18 protein-coding genes are annotated in these 18,931 nt (G+C 40.3%); 12 read left to right on the top strand and 6 right to left on the bottom strand.

The window, feature by feature from the left end; translation table 11 throughout:
* The first annotated feature begins 107 nt into the window (after positions 1 to 107).
* Positions 108 to 866, top strand: a complete 759-nt coding sequence (locus C9J12_RS28405) for a transglycosylase SLT domain-containing protein (protein ID WP_227876499.1) — start codon at positions 108 to 110, stop codon at positions 864 to 866.
* A 67-nt stretch (positions 867 to 933) separates the two neighbouring features.
* Here C9J12_RS28405 and C9J12_RS28400 read toward each other — a convergent pair whose 3' ends face one another.
* Positions 934 to 1,335, bottom strand: coding sequence for a hypothetical protein (locus C9J12_RS28400; RefSeq protein WP_107246504.1), 402 nt, complete (start codon positions 1,333 to 1,335; stop codon positions 934 to 936).
* Between the two features lie 181 nt (positions 1,336 to 1,516).
* On the opposite strand from C9J12_RS28400, the gene C9J12_RS28395 reads away from it, so the two are divergent.
* Positions 1,517 to 2,689 carry an MFS transporter gene (locus C9J12_RS28395; protein WP_107246501.1) on the top strand — a complete coding sequence of 391 codons (1,173 nt, stop codon included), beginning with the start codon at positions 1,517 to 1,519 and terminating at the stop codon, positions 2,687 to 2,689.
* A gap of 90 nt (positions 2,690 to 2,779) precedes the next feature.
* Here the strand turns inward: C9J12_RS28395 and C9J12_RS30890 are convergent, their stop codons facing one another.
* The 3 genes from C9J12_RS30890 to C9J12_RS28385 all read right to left on the bottom strand — a co-directional run bounded on the left by C9J12_RS30890 (position 2,780) and on the right by C9J12_RS28385 (position 7,169).
* Complete coding sequence (locus C9J12_RS30890) at positions 2,780 to 2,938, bottom strand: hypothetical protein (protein ID WP_170111908.1); 159 nt, start codon at positions 2,936 to 2,938, stop codon at positions 2,780 to 2,782.
* Positions 2,939 to 3,657: 719 nt separating this feature from the next.
* Entirely contained in the window at positions 3,658 to 5,703 is a 2,046-nt protein-coding gene (locus C9J12_RS28390) for a sensor histidine kinase (protein ID WP_107246498.1), read from the bottom strand.
* On the bottom strand, positions 5,700 to 7,169 hold the full coding sequence (locus tag C9J12_RS28385; RefSeq protein ID WP_107246495.1) for a sigma-54-dependent transcriptional regulator: 1,470 nt from the start codon (positions 7,167 to 7,169) through the stop codon (positions 5,700 to 5,702). The genes C9J12_RS28390 and C9J12_RS28385 overlap by 4 nt, the downstream gene beginning before the upstream one ends.
* Before the next feature lie 290 nt (positions 7,170 to 7,459).
* Between C9J12_RS28385 and C9J12_RS28380 the strand changes: the two genes are divergently transcribed.
* The 10 genes from C9J12_RS28380 (at position 7,460) to dgcA (ending at position 17,188) form a co-directional block, all read left to right on the top strand.
* The gene (locus tag C9J12_RS28380) at positions 7,460 to 8,311 is read left to right on the top strand and encodes a substrate-binding domain-containing protein (protein WP_107246493.1); all 852 of its coding nucleotides are present in this window, start codon (positions 7,460 to 7,462) and stop codon (positions 8,309 to 8,311) included.
* Positions 8,312 to 8,358: 47 nt separating this feature from the next.
* Positions 8,359 to 9,060 (top strand): ABC transporter permease, encoded by a 702-nt coding sequence (locus C9J12_RS28375; protein WP_011218598.1) that lies wholly within the window; start codon positions 8,359 to 8,361, stop codon positions 9,058 to 9,060.
* Between the two features lie 15 nt (positions 9,061 to 9,075).
* Positions 9,076 to 9,786, top strand: a complete 711-nt coding sequence (locus C9J12_RS28370) for an ABC transporter ATP-binding protein (RefSeq protein ID WP_107246490.1) — start codon at positions 9,076 to 9,078, stop codon at positions 9,784 to 9,786.
* On the top strand, positions 9,773 to 10,357 hold the full coding sequence (mobA, locus tag C9J12_RS28365) for a molybdenum cofactor guanylyltransferase MobA (RefSeq protein WP_107246487.1): 585 nt from the start codon (positions 9,773 to 9,775) through the stop codon (positions 10,355 to 10,357). Before C9J12_RS28370 ends, mobA begins: the two co-directional genes overlap by 14 nt.
* Entirely contained in the window at positions 10,354 to 12,150 is a 1,797-nt protein-coding gene (locus tag C9J12_RS28360) for a bifunctional molybdopterin-guanine dinucleotide biosynthesis adaptor protein MobB/molybdopterin molybdotransferase MoeA (protein ID WP_107246484.1), read from the top strand. Before mobA ends, C9J12_RS28360 begins: the two co-directional genes overlap by 4 nt.
* Before the next feature lie 401 nt (positions 12,151 to 12,551).
* Positions 12,552 to 12,998: an NUDIX domain-containing protein gene (locus C9J12_RS28355; RefSeq protein WP_107246482.1), complete on the top strand. Its 447-nt coding sequence runs from the start codon at positions 12,552 to 12,554 to the stop codon at positions 12,996 to 12,998.
* Between the two features lie 230 nt (positions 12,999 to 13,228).
* Positions 13,229 to 13,945, top strand: a complete 717-nt coding sequence (locus tag C9J12_RS28350) for a DUF3581 domain-containing protein (protein WP_107246479.1) — start codon at positions 13,229 to 13,231, stop codon at positions 13,943 to 13,945.
* A 135-nt stretch (positions 13,946 to 14,080) separates the two neighbouring features.
* Positions 14,081 to 14,989, top strand: a complete 909-nt coding sequence (locus C9J12_RS28345) for a LysR family transcriptional regulator (RefSeq protein WP_107246477.1) — start codon at positions 14,081 to 14,083, stop codon at positions 14,987 to 14,989.
* Positions 14,990 to 15,177: 188 nt separating this feature from the next.
* Positions 15,178 to 16,182: an N-acetyltransferase DgcN gene (gene dgcN, locus C9J12_RS28340; protein WP_107246474.1), complete on the top strand. Its 1,005-nt coding sequence runs from the start codon at positions 15,178 to 15,180 to the stop codon at positions 16,180 to 16,182.
* Between the two features lie 31 nt (positions 16,183 to 16,213).
* Positions 16,214 to 17,188, top strand: a complete 975-nt coding sequence (dgcA, locus tag C9J12_RS28335) for an N-acetyl-D-Glu racemase DgcA (protein WP_107246507.1) — start codon at positions 16,214 to 16,216, stop codon at positions 17,186 to 17,188.
* A 20-nt stretch (positions 17,189 to 17,208) separates the two neighbouring features.
* Here dgcA and C9J12_RS28330 read toward each other — a convergent pair whose 3' ends face one another.
* Together C9J12_RS28330 and C9J12_RS28325 are read right to left on the bottom strand one after the other, a co-directional pair.
* Complete coding sequence (locus C9J12_RS28330) at positions 17,209 to 18,084, bottom strand: GNAT family N-acetyltransferase (protein ID WP_107246471.1); 876 nt, start codon at positions 18,082 to 18,084, stop codon at positions 17,209 to 17,211.
* A 195-nt stretch (positions 18,085 to 18,279) separates the two neighbouring features.
* Positions 18,280 to 18,783: a hypothetical protein gene (locus C9J12_RS28325; RefSeq protein ID WP_227876498.1), complete on the bottom strand. Its 504-nt coding sequence runs from the start codon at positions 18,781 to 18,783 to the stop codon at positions 18,280 to 18,282.
* Positions 18,784 to 18,931 lie beyond the last annotated feature (148 nt).

Here is an 18,931-nt window from a genome sequence, read left to right as displayed (position 1 = left end):
TTTGTATTAGAGTCTGCCATTGTGTTTCGTTGCGCGTTCTTTTCATTGTTATTTCCTTTTATGTGACTTGGAAATAACATAACTGAAATCAGAAATTAGATGAAGGTGTGTTTGGCCAGACGCTTACAAACAAGGGGGCATCAGGGCTTTGGCAAATCACAGCCCCTACAGGGAAGTCTTTTGGATTGGAGTATTGGCAAGGTTACGATGGCCGTCGTGATGTGATTGCATCAACCCATGCAGCGTTAGATCTTCTTGAATACTTACACGATAAGTTTAACGGTAACTGGCTACATGCAATAGCCGCTTATAACACGGGTGAAGCTCGAGTCAGAAATGCCATTAAAAGTAATAAGAAAAAAGGCATCTCAACTGATTTTTGGTATTTAGAATTACCGAAAGAAACACGCTTATATGTACCGAAGTTGCTTGCGATGGCTGATATCGTAAAACATAAACAGGAATACCAGTATCAGCTCGATTTCGCGATGATACCAGCCTCACCAGCAGTGACAAAAGTCATCGTGAACAATAGTGTTCGTTTAAAACAAATAGCGAAGCATGCTGATATATCAAGTAAACAACTTTATGCGCTAAACCCTGGGTATACCGCAGGCTACACACTTAAAAATAGAGATAATATTGTACTATTACCAAAAAATAATATTGAAGCTTTTTATAATAATATCGACAGTCGCCTTTATGTTAGACACAAATATTTCATTCATAAAATAAAAATTGGTGAGTCGTTAAGTGAATTAGCACATAACAACAACACGACAGTATCAAGGATTAAGCAAGCCAATGAGATGTCAAATTCATTTATTATTGCAGGGCAGCGATTATTAATCCCGCTCATTGATTAAACATGAATGACACTCTTGAAATACACTTTAACTCTATAGTCCGAATAAGTAGAACCTGACTATAGAGTTACTGTATATTCTTTGTTTCTACTACAGTAACAAGACTGTTTTGTTCAGTATAAGACTCTACAATATTTTGAATCTTCACTGATTTCTGTCCATTAACATCGCTGTAATTCAGCCCTTTCACACTCAAATCGACGTCTTCAAAAGCAACGTTCACTGCTTGTTCCAATTTAGCCAACACACTTAAATCGGCCTGATTATGGGATAGTGATAAACCAATTAAAATCCCCATAAATGTACAGACAGGGGCAATTAAACTTCTAATGGCCATTAGAGTACAAAGTGAAATAATTGAGATAATAGTCGCTATATAAACATTACTTCCACCTACTCCACTAAAAAAAGCGATATAGACAGCAAGACCTTGAAGCAACATCCCTATAAAAAGCACAAAAAGTTTCATATTGTAAAACCTATATATCTTATTTGAGTTAATTATAGGCAGACACATTTACAAAAGAATAATTTACTTACTATGAAAAAACAGCCTTAGGGGTATAGTTTACTCTAAAGCCAATCGCTACGTTGCATAAGTGTTACATGAGCTGTAACTTAGCACTTTGCTTTTTATTTTTCGGTTCTACATGAAATCTTTACCTTGGAACGCATGGCTGCTTGCTTTGGTTCAACCCTTTGTATTATCTGTTGGGGCACTCAATGTGTTTCTTGGTGGTCTTGTTGGGGCAAAATTACATCCTAACCCTGAACTCTCCACACTTCCTGTTACTGCGCTCATCATTGGTGTTTCCTTAAATATTTTTCCAGCGGCTAAAATTCAACATACCTTTGGTCGAAAAAATGCTTTTATTACTGCCGCCGTTATCAGTAGTTGTGTGGCTTTTGCTGCGGGGTTTGCAATAGAACATGAATCCTTTTGGGGATTTACGTTATGTACTTTCCTTCTTGGCACTCAATTGTCTTATGTTGGGCAATACCGTTTTGCTGCCATAGAAAGCTGTAACAATGCGAGTCAACACCCTACTGTCATTAGTATTGTACTGGTTGGGGGCATAGCAGCTGCAATCGTGGGGCCAGAGTTACTTAACATAGGGCAACTCATTCCACTTCATATATCCGAATATGCCAACGCTTACAATGCATTGGCTATTATCGAATGCATTGGCGCAATGATTTTATTTATTGCAATGAAGCCCATTATTATAAAGGAAAGCAGCGATACTGATGGAATAGCTCGTCCTTTATCTGAAATATTAAAGCAACCTTTACTGTGGCTTGCTATTGGTTCAGGTTTAACGGCTTACGCTGTGATGGCATTTTTGATGACAGCAACCCCCTTAGCAATGCAGCACCATGGTCATGATATTCAAAGTGCTAAATGGGTTATTCAAAGTCATGTTATGGCGATGTATTTACCGTCACTCATTACCCCACTATTGATTAAATATCTTGGCATTTACCGACTGATCTATGTGGGATGTATCGCAATGATTGCCTGCATTGTTGCAGGATTGCTGGGTCAGAGTGTGCATAGTTATTGGTGGGCATTGGTGTTGTTGGGTATAGGTTGGAATTTCTTGTTTATTAGTGGCACAACATTATTACCTAAAACATATCAAACGAATGAACGCTTCAAAGTACAAGCTGTTAATGATTTTTCCATCACCGCCTTTCAAGCAACCGGCTCTCTAGGGGCTGGTATGGTGTTATTTACTCAAGGCTGGAGCTGGATGTTGCTTGCTTCTATTTTCCCTGTTGTCACATTGTTTTTGCTGAGTGTGGTTGTGAATAAAAAATAGCACCTGTTGATTATTATAAACGCAAAACCTTATCCTCTGCTTATTGCTGTATTACAGCATACTCAGAGGATCGTAAGCCATTATTCAGTTTTACTTGCTTACTGAATCTTCTGACTTGAAATATTTATGGTCTAAGTCTTTGGCTTGTTTTTCATGTAGTGCTTCAATTAATTTTTTGTTGAGCGCAGCAAAGTACATATCTTCTTCTGCTTTACCCTTCAAGCGCATTCGTTCGGTAAAATCAACCATGCGTGCTACCTCTAAGTACCTACACTTACTATTAGTGTATGAGGTAAACAATGACATGTCGTATTAACTGAAGAAAAGTAGATCTAGAACAATCTAGGGCGTGTTGACGTTTCAAATTCTAGCCTGTGAAGGCTGAAAACATCAACACGCCCTAGAGTACACTCGATGATTACAGTCATATTCTAGCGGTTGATCTAAAAAAAACGCCAAAGCTATAAAAGGCTCACAAATAAAAAGTAACACACTGAAATATAACAAATAAAAAAACAATAAGAACAGAAACACACTCCGTTATAGCATCATTATTGTATTGTGAAGAAATTGTTGTGCATTTTACGAACAGAAATAAGAATTTTTTATGAACCTTACTTTGTAAGCAACAATATGATGATGTTTTACCCTATAATGAATTCAAGATGAAATTTAATCGTTTCATCATAATACTGTAACATTAAGGAGTGTCTATGCAGCATCAAGAAATGATTGTTCCAACTAACCTAGGTCTTATCTCTCGAATTTCACTTATTGCAACTGCATTTATGGTTCTCGGTTTAAGCATGATGTAAGCCATCAGTCTTAATCGCTACACTGTAAAAAATAGTACAAAAAAATGAAATTCTAACGATGTAGTATGTCAGCTTACAATTCTGCTTTAACTTAATCATTAACCAGATTGTAGAATGACATTCTCATCGTAATATTCTAATTAAATACTCTTATTAATAAGCTTCAACATCTAACATTAACTCATTATTCGATGTCGCTTTCTCTCGTAAATATATAGAAAAAGTTGAACCTTTACCTAATTCAGATTGCACTTCAATTTCACCGCCAATTTCGCTAATAATACCTTGGCTAACAGACAGCCCTAGCCCTGTTCCACTTCTACGCGTAGTAAAAAATGGATTAAAGATTCTCTTAAGATTTTCTTTACTGATACCGCAGCCATGATCGGTAACACGCACCACAGCCCCTAGTACTTTTCCACTCTGATCAATCCAATCTTCTGTTTTGACTTTCAATAAGCCTTTGTCGTCCATTGCATGAACGCCATTCATTTGTAGATTAATTAATACTTGTAATAATTGGTGTCGATTCGCTTCAATACAACACTTGGCATCTAGCTGAGCTTCAACCTTCACATCATAAGACTTGGTTCCAGAACGTACTAAAGTTAAGCTTTCTTCAACAATGAGGTTTACATGGTGCCACGTAATTTCATCTTGTACACCACCTTGACGGCTGTACTGCAAAAGGCTTCGAGTAATATTTCGGATCCGGTCTATTTGCTCATGTATCGCATCTAACTCTTCTTTAACGCGCTGAGTATCATCACCGAGTTCCAGTTGTAACAATTCAACGTTGCCTAAAATAACCGCTGTCGGGTTATTGATTTCATGCGCTATTCCCGCCGTTAATTCACCGAGGGCTGCCAGTTTTTCACTTGCCACCAGCTTAATTTTCGCCTGATTCAACAATTTAATATGTTGTTCTAGCTCTTCTGTTTTTTCATGCAAGCTACGGGTTCGAATTTGCACTTTGTCTTCGAGTTCAAGAGAGGCTTTTTTAATGTCTTCATTACGCTGATGAAGCTGATCAAGCATTGAATCAAACTGTTGGCCAAGAATCTGTAACTCGTGATTTTTAAACAGATCTAAGGAACCAATACGGCGATCAAGTCCAATCTGTACCGCTTTGACTACGTTATGAATTCTTTCTATTGGCAGAAATAAATCACGCGATCCACGATAAACAATCACACCAGAGAGTAATAGAACAATCACAATACCAATACCTAACTCAATAATATTGGTCAAAAATGTTTTTAATAACGGCCACTCAAGATACCCCGTATACAGCATACCTATCACGTTACCATCATGGTCATGCAGTGGCTCGTAAGAAGAAACGTACCAGTCATCGTAAACAAACGCCCGCCCTACCCAATTCTCGCCCGCAATGAGTACTTGTCGCTTAACTTCATCAGATACACGTGTACCAATCGCACGCCCGAAACGCGCTTCACTATCAAGCGGAACATTCGTACTAACACGAAGATCATCCATGAATAGCGTGACCGTGCCAATACTTCCCAAAGGTAATGTATCTGCGGCGTAAACCAAATCACGGATGCGATCGACAAGTAAGGTACTGTTATTTAAAAGTATGCCGCCATCAACAATCCATTGAAGTTGATTTTTTTCATTAAAAATTGGAATGAGACTACGGCTAATTAAGCCTCTTGATTCAAACTCTCTTTCTTTGATTAAGGGTATTTCTGCATTTACAGGAAGATTGGGGTTAAGGTTTTCTAATGCTTGCCCATCCAAGACTTGAAAGAACGTTTGCTCTTTGCCCTTCAGTAATAATCGGCGATTTACTTTTGAAAATTCACTTAATGCAGAAGCGGGATGAAGTACAACAAAATCCAACTCATAATTTGACGTTTGAGTACTTACCCAATCACTTAACTTCGCTTCATCGGTTCGTAATAATGTCTGAAAATCATAAGACGATGACAACGACATTAGGCGCATTCGTTGTTCTTTTTGCAGTAACTCCATACTATGGTGCGCGACAGCGAGATCGGCTCTTACATTCATCAATGCATTTTGCCATGTATACGTCACTGTCCAATACATAGTCAGTGCAATCAAAGCAAGCAATGTAATGATTATGGGTACAGATGTAAGCACCAATAAACGATAGCGCACCATCGTCCTAAAACGACGTACCCACTTCAGCACTATGTGTTTTAATTTCATAAGACTTCTTCGTCAATCCATTCTTTATATTTACGTTCCAATGTCTTACGCGCAACACCAAGCTGACGAGCAGCGGCTGATTTATTCCCTTCATGCGAATCAACAACCTGCATAATATGCGCCTTTTCAACCTCTTTTAATGTCCAATTGGTTGGGTAACAAAATTGGTCACCTTCTGAGTCATAAATTGAGGAGCATCGACAATCATTGCTTACGTTATTGATTATTTCATCACCGATAACATCAGACGCCGCATTTACGGATCTTGGCAGAGGATTGGTATCACCTTGAAGATCTCGCCAGTATTCCGCTGGTGGCTTACCCAGTAAAATACACCGTTCCATCATATTACGAAGTTCTCGAATATTACCTGGCCAATCATATGCTTGCATGGCTTTAATATCTTCATGCGTCCAGTTAATGGTCTTCATGCCTAAATCTTTGGCTAGCTGCTGGGTAAAATGATGGGTCAGAGAAGGAATATCTTCCACTCTATCCCGCAAGGCGGGTAAATCGACCGTCAATACGTTTAATCGGTAATATAAATCACGACGGAAACGCCCTTCGTCTACTTCCTCTTTCAAATTTCGGTTGGTGGCCGCGATGATCCTTACATCGACTTGCACCTCACGCTCTGCACCTACAGGTCGAATCGCTTTTTGCTCTAAGGCGCGTAATAAAGACGATTGCATTGAAAGGGGCATTTCACCAATTTCATCAAGGAAAAGCGTTCCCCCATTCGCCACACGGAATAAGCCTTCTCGCCCTTTCTTAGCGCCAGTAAAAGCCCCTGAAACATGGCCAAACAACTCACTTTCTAATAAGTCAGGGGCTATTGCACCACAGTTTAGCGGCACAAAAGGACCCGTTCGTTGACTTAATTGATGTAGTGCACGTGCTACTAATTCTTTACCCGTACCCGATTCACCTTCGACGAGAACAGCTGCAATAGAGGGAGCAACCTGTGCGATCAATTTCTTCATCTGCTGGGTTTTTACCGCGTCACCAATAATATCGACGGGGAATGTACGTTCAACATCACGCTGAAGAGCAAAATTCTGCCGTTCTACTAGGCGGCGTTCAATACAACGGCTAACGGATTGCATCATTTGTTCTAAATTGAATGGCTTCAAAATAAAATCAGAGGCTCCGGCACGTAACGCTTTAATCGCAGTATCTAAATCGGCATACCCCGTCATGAAGATCACGTCACTGCGGCGGGTTGATGGGTCCAAAGCCTCGTGCCACTCAATGCCTGAGCGTCCGGGTAAATTAATATCTACAATTAATAAATCAAAATGACAGCGTTTACGGAGTTCTTCTGCTTCTTCAATACTTCCAGCGGTATCGACTTGAGCAAATTTTTTACTTAATGCTTTTTTTAAAATAGCACGCATACCCGGTTCATCATCAACAACTAGTACAGAGACGGCAGCCCAAGAGAGAGAAGAAGCAAATTCAGACATAAAATAAACAACAGCAATGATTTAATAGTTGCGACATTTTGTCTCATCGAGGTCAACAAAGTCAAAGCTGTTTCATATATTTATTACATGACACCTGACTATTTAATTATTTATTGTTTTAAATCATTAAGTTAAATACCAAAAAAGCGTTATTGTCCAACACAATGACAACTTGGCATCTGATTTGCTTGTAAGTTGTTAATGAGTGCTGTTTTTTAAGCACCTAAATGCATGCGTATTATTAATTTTATACATTATAAATAATGTAACTTATTTCGTCAGGAAGACTTATGACTGTAAAAACAATGACATTTATTCAAACGTCGATTGTGACTTTAGCCCTTGCTTCAACAGCAGGCGTTTATGCGCAAGACAGTTCACTGGATAATTCGCAAGAGAATATGAAAATCCGCCTTGCGACAACAACCAGTACTTATCACTCTGGTTTGTTAGATTACCTACTGCCTGAATTTAAAAAAGATACGGGTTATACCGTTGACGTTTTAGCTGCAGGTACCGGTAAATCGCTGCGTATGGGACAAAATGGTGATGTTGATTTAGTGATGACTCACGCACCTAAATCTGAAGCAAAATTTGTGGATGATGGTTTTGGTGTACTTCCGCGTAAACTAATGTATAACGATTTTGTTTTAGTCGGACCAAAAGCTGATCCAGCCAAAATCGATACTGATAAAGATGTTGTCAAAGCAATTACAGACATCGCGTCTTACAACGCTACCTTCATTTCACGTGGTGATGATTCAGGTACAAACAAAAAAGAATTGGGTTTGTGGGAACAAGCAAAAATTGAGCCTAATTTCGGTGGTTACAAAGCAGTAGGACAAGGCATGGGGCCAACATTGAACATGGCATCTGAACTGCAAGCTTACACATTAACCGACCGTGGTACTTGGTTAGCTTACGAAAATAAACTGGATCTAAAAATCTTAGTTCAAGGTGACAAACGTCTCTTTAACCCTTACCAAGTTATTCTGGTTAACCCAAGCCGTTACCCAGACATCAACTACCAAGGTGCTAAAGCATTCAGTGACTGGTTAGTTAACCCTAAAGCGCAAGCTATGATCAATAGCTATCAGCGCCATGGTGAACAGCTGTTTGTTGCTAATGCTGTTGTTCAATAAAAATCATCTATCACTAAACACATCGAAACGGAAAAAACGTAAATATAATGGATATTTGGCAAACGACCCAACAAGCAGTTCAACTTCTCTTTAGTGGCGACATGGCACTATGGGGCATTGTTGGCGTTTCATTTTCCGTTTCTTTGCTGGCTATTAGCATTGTGCTGATACCCGCTTTAGTGATTGGTTTTGCCCTCGCCTATGGTAAATTCCCTGGGCGTTGGCTGATCTTATCTCTATTTAATACATTCCAATCCGTTCCTACTGTGGTGATTGGTTTATTACTGTATATGACGCTATCGCGTTCTGGTCCTATGGGTGACTGGAAAATGCTATTTACGCAGCAAGCAATGATCATCGGTCAAATGATGATCTGTTTTCCCATTCTTGTTTCTATGATGCACGCTGCTTTTCAAAATAGTGACCGCCGGGCATGGGAAACAGCGTTAACTCTGGGTGCTAGCCTGCCGCGCGCATTGATGAGTTTGATGTGGGAATCTCGCTTTCCACTACTTGCCGCAGTTATCGCAGCCTTTAGTCGCATCATTACCGAAGTCGGTTGTTCAATGATGGTCGGTGGCAACATTTTAAATTCGACCCGTAATATTCCCACAGCGATTGCCCTTGAAAGCTCAAAAGGTGCATTTGCCCAAGGCGTTGCCTTAGGAATGGTATTACTGATTCTCGCATTAGGTCTAAACTTCTTTTTATCTGTTGCTCGTGGGAAAGCCCACTTGCGTACCAATTAAGTTGAGGAACAGGTGATGTCACAAATTTCAATTCAAGCACATGATCTTTCGATGCGATTTAAAGATCGTTTGCTTTTTCATATCCCTCAACTCACGCTTGGTCCTAGCGATGCAATCTATCTGACTGGTGACAATGGTGTAGGAAAAACCACACTATTGAAAATTTTATCTGGGTTACAAAAACCCACAACGGGTAAAGTGAACCTTCAAAATCAATCTTGGCTCTACCGTCTTTTTAAAGGTAATACCAAAGGTGGCATTATTTATATGCACCAAACACCTTACATGTTTGACGGTTCAGTATTTGAAAACGTCTGTTATGGTTTAAAGTTCGCCATTAAAGACCGCCAAACACGACGAAGTGAAGCTATAAATGCCTTACGTATGGTAGGGTTAGAAACCTTGGCTGATGAACACATTTCGGTGTTATCCGGCGGTGAAAGACAACGCGTCGCAATGGCACGCGCATGGGTATTAAAACCCAGTGTACTCTTGATGGACGAATCCAGTGCTAGTCTTGATAAAGAATCGATCGAGCGACAAGTTATTCTGGCAAAAGATTTGCTGGAGCGTGGTTCAACATTGGTTATCACGAGTCACCAACAAAATGCACTCACTGCACTTTGTCGCCGTCAATGGACTATCAGTAATACCAAACTAATAGAACGAGCAGATTTACAGCTCGTCACAAAAGACAAAGATAAGGATGATTATGCCTTCGGCTGAACAAACAAGTTGGGTAATTTTAGCGGGTGGACAAGCCAGCCGTATGGGCGGCAATGATAAAGGTCTGGTTGAATTAACCGGCAAAGCAATGATCGAGCACGTTATCGGTACTCTCTCTCCACAAACTTCATCGATAACGATTAACGCAAACCGTAATCAAGAACGTTATGCACAATATAGTTCTGTGTTTGGCGATAATATTCAAGACTATCCTGGTCCTTTAGGTGGTATTCATGCAGCCATTCACCACTTAGATGATGAGTGGATTGGTTTTGTACCCTGCGATTGCCCTCAACTACCTCACGACTTAGTCGAACGAATGGCCAATGCCTGCTCAGAAGACACAGACATTGCAGTCGCGCATGATGGCGAGCACATTCAGCCCGTTGTTACTCTACTTCACCGTCGTATCTTACCGAAGCTAGAAGCATTTCTAGCCAATGGCGATAGAAAAATCATTTTACTTTACCGCCAGTGCAACATGATCACCGTCGATTTTAGCGATCAGCCCAACGCTTTTGTGAATTTAAATACGCCCGAAGAACTACAACAATTTGGACAGACATTATGAGTCAATTTAACGCTTCTCTGCCATTGTTAGGCTTCGCGGCTTATAGCGGAACAGGCAAAACAACCCTTTTAGAAGCGATGCTGCCTAAATTGGTTGAGCGCGGTATTCGTGTTGCAGTCATTAAACATGCTCACCACAACTTTGACATCGACCAAGAAGGTAAAGACAGCTACCGTTTGCGTAAAGCAGGTGCAAGCCAGATGTTAATTTCATCGCGCTATCGTCGCGCTCTGGTAACAGAGACTCCGGAAGAAGAAGCGTCCCTTCCCTATCTCATTGCTCAATTAGACCAGACTCAACTGGATCTTATTTTGGTCGAAGGCTTTAAAAAGCTCAGCTTCCCAAAAATTGAATTACATCGTGAAGAAGTAGGCAAACCTTGGTTACATCCTGATGACAGCAATATTATTGCAGTTGCTGCTAATGTTGATGCCGATACAACGCTGCCTAGACTTGATATAAACAACCTTGAAAAGCTCACTGATTTTGTCGTTGCATTTGCTAAAGATAACAACGAATTTAAAGCAAGCACGCAAGAAAACAAACAAGGCTTATTGTGTGGCGATTTAACACCGAGTGGTATGTTGTCTGTCGATGAAGGACGAGAACGCATTCTCAGCCAAATTGAGGCGTTACAGAACACACAAAAAGTCGACCTAAAATCCGCATTGGGTCAAATTGTCTCACGCGACATTTTATCTCCAGTAAATGTTCCACAACACACAAACTCTGCAATGGATGGTTACGCTATTCGTGGCGATGATTTAGAACGCGATAACTATAACGTTGTCGCGCAGGTGATGGCTGGGCATAGCTATGATACCCCATTAGAGAAAGGCCAAGCTGTTCGCATAATGACCGGAGCACCCGTACCCGAGTGTGCAGATACTGTCGTGATGCGTGAGCAAGCAGAACAGAGTGGTGACATTGTCACGTTTAACCTGAATATGTCGGCAATATATGCAGGTCAAAATGTACGTCAAGCCGGTGAAGATCTTGCGCTAGGGCAAACGGCTATCGCGGCAGGCACAAAAATTGAAGCGCCAGAATTAGGTATGCTCGCCTCTTTAGGTATTGATAGTGTCAAAATTAACGCGCCTGTTCGTGTTGCCATCTTCTCGACAGGTGATGAAGTTCAACACCCAGGCGAAGCACAAAAAACAAATTGCATTTACGACTCCAATCGCTACACATTGCATGCCATGCTAACGCAAGCAGGTTGTGAAGTTATTGACCTAGGCATTATTGAAGACAGTGAAGCATCGCTAGAAGCAACATTAGTAAAAGCCAGCGAGCAAGCAGATCTGATTTTATCATCAGGTGGTGTATCCGTGGGCGATGCTGACTACATTAAGACAGTATTAGACAAACTTGGGCAAATTAATTTCTGGCGAATCAACATGCGTCCGGGGCGTCCACTGGCATTTGGCCAAATAACAGATACCCCTTTCTTTGGTCTGCCTGGTAATCCTGTTGCAGTCATGGTTGTTTTCCTTCAGTTTGTTGAACCTGCGATTCGTAAACTTCAGGGTATTAAGAACTGGCAGCCAGAAGTATTAAATGCAATCGCAGCAGAACGTTTCCGCTCTCGCCCTGATCGTACTGAATATACGCGAGGCATTTTTGGCTTTGATGCAAATGGGCGCTTAACCGTTAAATCAACTGGGCAACAAGGTTCAGGTATTTTACGTTCGATGAGTGAAGCAAATTGCTTAGTGGAAGTACTGCCCGAGCAGGCAAATGCTGAAGTGGGTGATACTGTACGTGTGATTCCGCTGAAAAGTCGAATTTAAAAAAGCTGCAAACGCATACTCAGTATTAACTGGTACATTATTAGCACTCAGTATTCGAGGACGTATCCTCGAATACTGGTGCTTTTTTTGTTTGCAGCTTCCGTGCTGCTTTATTTTTCCTGAGTCTTCTACACGTTAGAAGTTGATGTTGTGTGCTGCTCTTCAATGTACAAAACTGCACTCGAAGTATTATTTGCACTATTTTTATATCGTTCTCAGATAAAGCAACCCTAGCCTAAAATTCGGTATTAACCTGTTTTTATTATGTTTGCGCCGCAAATAATACATAACTATGCTAGTAGATGCACTGTAAAACTCACTTGTCCTTACATATATCAAGGTTATATTCTCATTAGTTTTAGATATCGGTCAACCTTAACCCATAAATAGACAGGGAACTTATGTCACCACGACTTTCAATACGCGCTGTATTTTATAAAGATGATAAAATATTGTTGTGTAAACATCACGATGATCGCGGCTTTTGGTATATAACCCCTGGTGGTGGCGTTGAGCATGGCGAAACATTAGAAGATGCTTTTCACCGCGAAATAAAAGAAGAAGTCGGCTTACAAGCTGAAATGGGGAAAGTACTGTGCATACGAGATTTAATATCAGATCGTCAACCAACCCCCTACCTTCCCGAACATTTCCACCAAGTAGAAATATTTGTAGAAGGTATTAACCCTGTTTTTGCTTATGATGCTCATAATATGGACCCTGCGCAAATTGGCTACGAATGGGTAAAACTCGATGATCTTCCAAAGCTACTCTTCTTCCCTTCTAGCTTGGTTGATATTTTTCAATATAAAAAATTTTCAGATATCTATCTAGGCCACAAGCTCTAAAAATGTCGTAAGTTATTATTTTATTTATGAAATAAACGCTTCTACCTCAAATTTATTGATAGATATGACAAAGAATGATTATCAACGCGTAAATATACTTCACTTTCTGTCATACTCTTAGGTATAACAGGCTGTTTGTTTTCTAAACAGAACATCTGGCTAGACCATTTAAACTGTTTTCTCATGTAGAATGGGATGCAGTTAATCACTTAGGTATTAAAAAGTTAAGCATGTTTTTAGACTCGTATTATTCAGAACAAAACGGTGAATTCTCTTTTACTCGTGAGCAAGCAAGCCACTTCGCAAAAATTATTGCCGGTGATTTCAACCCTATTCACGATGAAGATAACAAGCGTTTTTGTGTACCAGGCGATCTACTTTTTTCAGTGGTACTTGCAAAAGTGGGTTTAAGCCAAAAAATGCGTTTTGAATTTGCAGGCATGATTAATGATGGCATCGCATTAAGTATTGATACCAAGTCTGATACAGATATGTCATTGATTGATGAAAAAGGTAAGGAATACCTGCATATCACCCGAGAAGGTGAAACTACAAACGATCAAGAGCTTATTGGTCAAGTAACGAAAAACTATGTACAATTTTCTGGCATGAACTTTCCGCACATCATGGTTCCGCTAATGGAATCAAAACAAATCATGATTAACCCTACCCGCCCATTGGTTATCTATGAAAGCATGGAACTTGATTTCACGCGCCTTGATTTCTCGGCACCCACAGTAGAGCTAACGGATTCTGAAATTACCGTTGAAGGTAAGCGTGGTAGCGTTACCCTGATGTTCTGTTTCAAAGAAAATGGCGAAGTGGTTGGTACAGGCCGTAAGCGTATGGTGATGAGTGGCTTGAAGCCATATTGCCAAAACGAAATTGATGAGTTGGTTAACCGTTTTAACGAGCGTAAAGATCGATTTTTAAATGTTACTGCTTAAAAGCCTATTTCATTTAAACAAATAAAGAATACTAAAGCCTGTTTTTACAGGCTTTTTCTTTATATGTCATAATCTAATTCAGATAGTATTGTTATACCAAATACAGGTTGTATCGAATACAGAAAGGACTCAACGTTGAATTTACGACAAATTGAAGTTTTCTACGCCATCATGAAATCAGGCTCTGTATCTGGTGCGGCGCGCATGCTTCATGTTTCGCAGCCTAACGTTACGCGTATTCTTTCTCACACAGAACATCAGCTCGGTTTTGCTCTTTTTCAACGAATTAAAGGGCGGTTGGTGGCAACAGAAGAAGCCCGACAGTTACAGCCTGAAACTGAAAAAATCTATCAACAGCTCGGTAATTTGCACTCACTCACCAATAAGATAAAAAAAGGCAGCCAGCACCTTCGTATTGGCGCAACACCGATTCTTGCCACTTCATTACTAACGCCAACAATTGCAAACGTATGCCAAGATACTAGTCTATCAATTGAACTTGCCACAGATAACCGTGATGGCCTATGCCAAAGTTTAATTCAAAACCAGTTAGATTTAGCCATTTGCTTTGGTAATAGCACACCACCAGCGATTACCAGCGAGCACCTTTTATCAGATAACATGATTTTGGTCTGTCATCCTAATGATGCAACGACATTAAAATCCTTACAGTCAAACACCGTTAGCTTGTCAAAACTGTTACTTAACAGCGTGACACCGTCACCAAAAATTATCGGGCTAGATTCACGAGACCCTTTAGGTTATGCCCTTAATCACGCTATTCATCAAATTGACCCTACCTATCAGCCTCAAATTGTTGTCAGAACCTATAGCGCGGCAGCAGAACTCGTATTACAGGGCGCTGGCATCGCGATTGTCGACCCTTGGACAGCGACATTATACGAAGGGAAACTTAAACAATTCAAACTTGAAACGGATATTTCTTTTTCTGTTTCCATCTTATTTGCAGATCACAGCCCATTGAATATAACGGCTCAGCAATTTGTTTCTCAGTTACGATCAAACATCATCAAGCCAATATAAACGCGGTATAACACTAAAAAATTGTGTCCTGTCGGGTTAACTTAACTCTTCACCTATAACGCGACGTTATACCCTTTTACCATATAAGTATTCGGCAACTTAAAGCATTAATATTACTGTTGTTACATCCCTCGCCTAAGGCGATGTTTTGATCCTACCGATCAAACTCACTAATTCAAGGATGTATAATGCAGATCCCTCAGCCATATCTATTATTTCTAGGCGACGTTACCGACCCACTTTCAGCTAAAACGGCGCAAGGCATTTATCAATGGCGTCCTGATGTTTGTGTCGGGCAAATTCGCCTTACGAATGAAACCGTCACGCTTGGCTTAGATGATCTGTCATTACAAGAAGCAAAAGCACGTGGTGCTAAAACCTTAATGATTGGTACTGCAAATGCTGGCGGATACATTCCTGCCTCTTGGGTAAATACCCTAGAAGAAGCACTTAAACTAGGCTTTAATATTGCTTCGGGCATGCATCAACGTTTAACAGATTTTCCGTCATTAAAAGAGCTTGCTAAAAAGCATCAATGCCAACTGTTTGATGTTCGCCATTATGATGAAAGCCTAGATGTAGGTAATGGTATACCACGAGAAGGAAAGCGTTTATTGGCTGTAGGTACAGATTGTTCTGTGGGGAAAATGTACACCACGTTAGCCCTTGAAAAAGAAATGAATCAACAAGGAATAAAAGCTAAGTTTTGTGCAACAGGACAAACAGGGATCTTAATAACGGGCTCAGGTATTTCAATTGATGCGGTGGTTGCCGATTTTATTTCAGGCTCGGTAGAACGAATTAGTCCTGCTTTCTATGACCACGAGTGGGATGTGATAGAAGGACAAGGATCATTATTTAATCCTTCATATGCAGGGGTTAGCTTAGGGTTATTACACGGTGCTCAGGCTGATGCGTTAGTGTTGTGCCATGAAGTTGGTCGCCAACATATTCGCCATTTACCTCATATGCCAATTCCAGCTATTCATGATGTTTTAAATGCTAACCTTCAAGCAGCAAAACTCACTAACCCAAGCGCACAATGGGTTGGAATTTGTTTAAACACATCTGCTATCTCTGAACAAGAAGCTCTTGAATTATGCCACCAATGGTCATCTGAATACCGTTTACCAGTAACAGACCCTGTACGTTTTGGTGTGTCTAGCATTGCCGATAAACTGCATTTAATTTAAACGGACAGTATATATAAACGGACAATACATGATGAAAATTACAGTGGTTCACGAACAGTTCCCTCTCGCGCGTTCATTTACTATTTCTCGAGGGTCACGTACCCATGTTGATGTGGTAAAAGTCACTATTGAACACGAAGGCATTACCACAGAAGGTGAATGTACGCCTTACGCACGATATGGTGAAACGGTTGAATCCGTTATCGAACAAATAAAGCACGTTGCCAGTTATGCTGAACATCAATTTAACTTACATCAATCCCTACCGCAGTTGTTATCAGCCGGTGCTGCTCGTAATGCCATTGATTGTGCACTGTGGCGCTTAGAACAACAGCAAAAAGGCATAGACTTCCCGATACAAAGCTTTGATATTAAAGCGAATATTATCACAGCAATGACAGTATCAATTGATACACCTGAAATCATGGCAGACCAAGCGAGAGAGTATTGTGAATTAGGTGCCAAATTACTCAAAGTGAAACTAGACAGTGAACAAATCATTGAGCGTGTTAAAGCAATACGCGCAGCGATTCAGGGCATAGCACCTGATACTAAAATCATTTTAGATGCGAATGAGGCATGGGGAGAGTTAGATCTTAAGGTTATTTTCAGCCAACTAGCCGAATTAAATATTGCCATGATCGAGCAACCGGTCGCTAAAGGTGAAGATAACAAACTACTCGGTATTCCTCACCCAGTACCACTGTGTGCTGATGAAAGTTGTCATACTAGCCAAGATTTAGCATTGTTGGTTGGCTGCTATGAAATGATCAATATCAAACTAGATAAAACAGGCGGGTTAACTGAAGCCCTAACGCTAGAATCCAAGGCTATTGAAATGGGGTTCACTATTATGATGGGTTGTATGCTGGGAACATCACTTGCGATGGAAGCCGCATTGCCAATTGCAGCCCGCGCTGAAATCGTTGATTTAGATGGGCCAGTTCTATTAGCCCATGACCGTGAAAATGGCTTACGATACCAATCAGGGTATATCGTTATTTAAGCGCGAACTAAATATAACAACTAAACGAGGCTTTCAACACAAATAACCGGCTCTTGGTAAGTAACTTTGAGCCCTTTTTCCTCTAACTCATCGAATACATCTTCGTTAGCCTCGACAAATGCTTCACTTATTTGATCGCAAATCGCTTCTCCACCAGCACTTAAAGCAATGGCAGAAAACCATGGGCTTAGCCTCAAGTTACCAACACTCAGCACTTTTTGAACCTTTTTCATATCGTGTTTTGCTATCGCAATAATCGCTTTGCTCAGTGATGTTGCTAAACCAATATTTCGATATTCTGGCTTAACAAACACAGTATGCAAGGCAAGTTCATAACTAATTTCATGCTTTGAGAACGGGAATCGGTGATCTTCAACATAACGACTAAAACTTGCAATAGCAACTATGCGACCCTTTAAATACAACTGTAAACAAACATCATTGTTGGGTTCTAAAAAGCGGGTTATCGGTGAATAACGCATAGCCGCCATATCGCAAAATTGTGCATTTAACTGCTTATCTTCACCTTGATGCAACAGTTCATCTAAAACAGGCTTCGCATCACCTAAAGATGCTAAAACAAGGTTGCTTTCTGGAATAGGCAATACTTCCGCTAATTCCCCTATTTCAAGCAAGTTAATCGGCGTTAAATATAAATCATCAAGATAGCATTGGCGTCTATGACCAGTACTTTTTATACTTTGCGAAGGCTTAACAACAAACACATCATCATCACCTTCAAGCGCATAGTGATCAACAATATATATATCGTCCTTCACAGAAGGGAAATTCAGCCCAGCAGCATTTAATACAACATCAGCCCAAATATCATAGCTATTAATGAGCGAGATACTTTCACCATCATGCGAATACAGACTATATCGACAATTACCCATCCCTTTAACCCTACGCCTTACCAACAACCAAAATGTGAAGTGCTCTATAATACTGAATTATTCACGTTTAGTGTGATTTGCCCCGAGTTATTATGCAACAATGCTGTAAGTGTCACGCTTTGTGCTGTCTATTGCAAAAAAAGCCTTCAAAAAAATGAAAGCGTTTTTAACAACATAACTCATTATTTCAAATAATTACTGCTTCATCGCTTCAATCTTCTGGCAGATATGCTCACACAGATAATGGGTCTTTAAGTTTCTATCGATTAAATAGCTATCTTGCTTACCCTGTTCAATAACAGAGATCCAATGCTCTATCATGCCCGTAAAGCCTTTCGACGTTAACATTGGCGTCCAATCGGGCAAGTAAATACGCTGCTCATTACCACCTTCCCACTTTGTACCAGAAACAAAAGAATCGAATTCGTAAGACGTATTGCGATAATTTGCACTGACCTTCTCTTTCGTCACACCAAAAATACGATTCATTGAAGCATGGAAAATAGTATGATCTTTTTGCCATTGAACATCTAAACGTGCCAACTGGTTCGCATCAAATTGAGTCACTAGGTGTACGTCGTTTTCTGTCACATTCGTTGCCACATTAATGCTGTCTAGTGGGTGAATAAAATCATCAAAAACAAATGTGCGGATATCTCCAGGTAAGTTGTGACGATTTTTTTCCCAGCGCAAAGACATTAATGACGGATTAGGTGACAAATGCGTATTAACATGATGCCGATCGCTCTATAACATCGATGGCGATCACAATCTCATTCGATTGTAGACCTTCGTAAAATCTAACTGACGTGATCGGCTTGCGTCAATTTATTTAATCTTTTTCGCA

Origin of the sequence: Photobacterium frigidiphilum, assembly GCF_003025615.1 — a bacterium.
Classification (GTDB): Bacteria; Pseudomonadota; Gammaproteobacteria; order Enterobacterales; family Vibrionaceae; genus Photobacterium; species Photobacterium frigidiphilum.
Note: the sequence above shows the minus strand (reverse complement) of the source record. Positions and strands in the feature narration are given on the sequence as shown.

Coding starts and splice junctions, on each gene's coding strand:
- C9J12_RS28400 (WP_107246504.1), bottom strand. CDS start 1,335: ATGAAACTTTTTGTGCTTTTTATAGGGATGTTGCTTCAAGGTCTTGCT.
- C9J12_RS28395 (WP_107246501.1), top strand. CDS start 1,517: ATGAAATCTTTACCTTGGAACGCATGGCTGCTTGCTTTGGTTCAACCC.
- C9J12_RS30890 (WP_170111908.1), bottom strand. CDS start 2,938: ATGGTTGATTTTACCGAACGAATGCGCTTGAAGGGTAAAGCAGAAGAA.
- C9J12_RS28390 (WP_107246498.1), bottom strand. CDS start 5,703: ATGAAATTAAAACACATAGTGCTGAAGTGGGTACGTCGTTTTAGGACG.
- C9J12_RS28385 (WP_107246495.1), bottom strand. CDS start 7,169: ATGTCTGAATTTGCTTCTTCTCTCTCTTGGGCTGCCGTCTCTGTACTA.
- C9J12_RS28380 (WP_107246493.1), top strand. CDS start 7,460: ATGACTGTAAAAACAATGACATTTATTCAAACGTCGATTGTGACTTTA.
- C9J12_RS28375 (WP_011218598.1), top strand. CDS start 8,359: ATGGATATTTGGCAAACGACCCAACAAGCAGTTCAACTTCTCTTTAGT.
- C9J12_RS28370 (WP_107246490.1), top strand. CDS start 9,076: ATGTCACAAATTTCAATTCAAGCACATGATCTTTCGATGCGATTTAAA.
- mobA (WP_107246487.1), top strand. CDS start 9,773: ATGCCTTCGGCTGAACAAACAAGTTGGGTAATTTTAGCGGGTGGACAA.
- C9J12_RS28360 (WP_107246484.1), top strand. CDS start 10,354: ATGAGTCAATTTAACGCTTCTCTGCCATTGTTAGGCTTCGCGGCTTAT.
- C9J12_RS28355 (WP_107246482.1), top strand. CDS start 12,552: ATGTCACCACGACTTTCAATACGCGCTGTATTTTATAAAGATGATAAA.
- C9J12_RS28350 (WP_107246479.1), top strand. CDS start 13,229: ATGTTTTTAGACTCGTATTATTCAGAACAAAACGGTGAATTCTCTTTT.
- dgcN (WP_107246474.1), top strand. CDS start 15,178: ATGCAGATCCCTCAGCCATATCTATTATTTCTAGGCGACGTTACCGAC.
- dgcA (WP_107246507.1), top strand. CDS start 16,214: ATGAAAATTACAGTGGTTCACGAACAGTTCCCTCTCGCGCGTTCATTT.
- C9J12_RS28330 (WP_107246471.1), bottom strand. CDS start 18,084: ATGGGTAATTGTCGATATAGTCTGTATTCGCATGATGGTGAAAGTATC.
- C9J12_RS28325 (WP_227876498.1), bottom strand. CDS start 18,783: ATGTCTTTGCGCTGGGAAAAAAATCGTCACAACTTACCTGGAGATATC.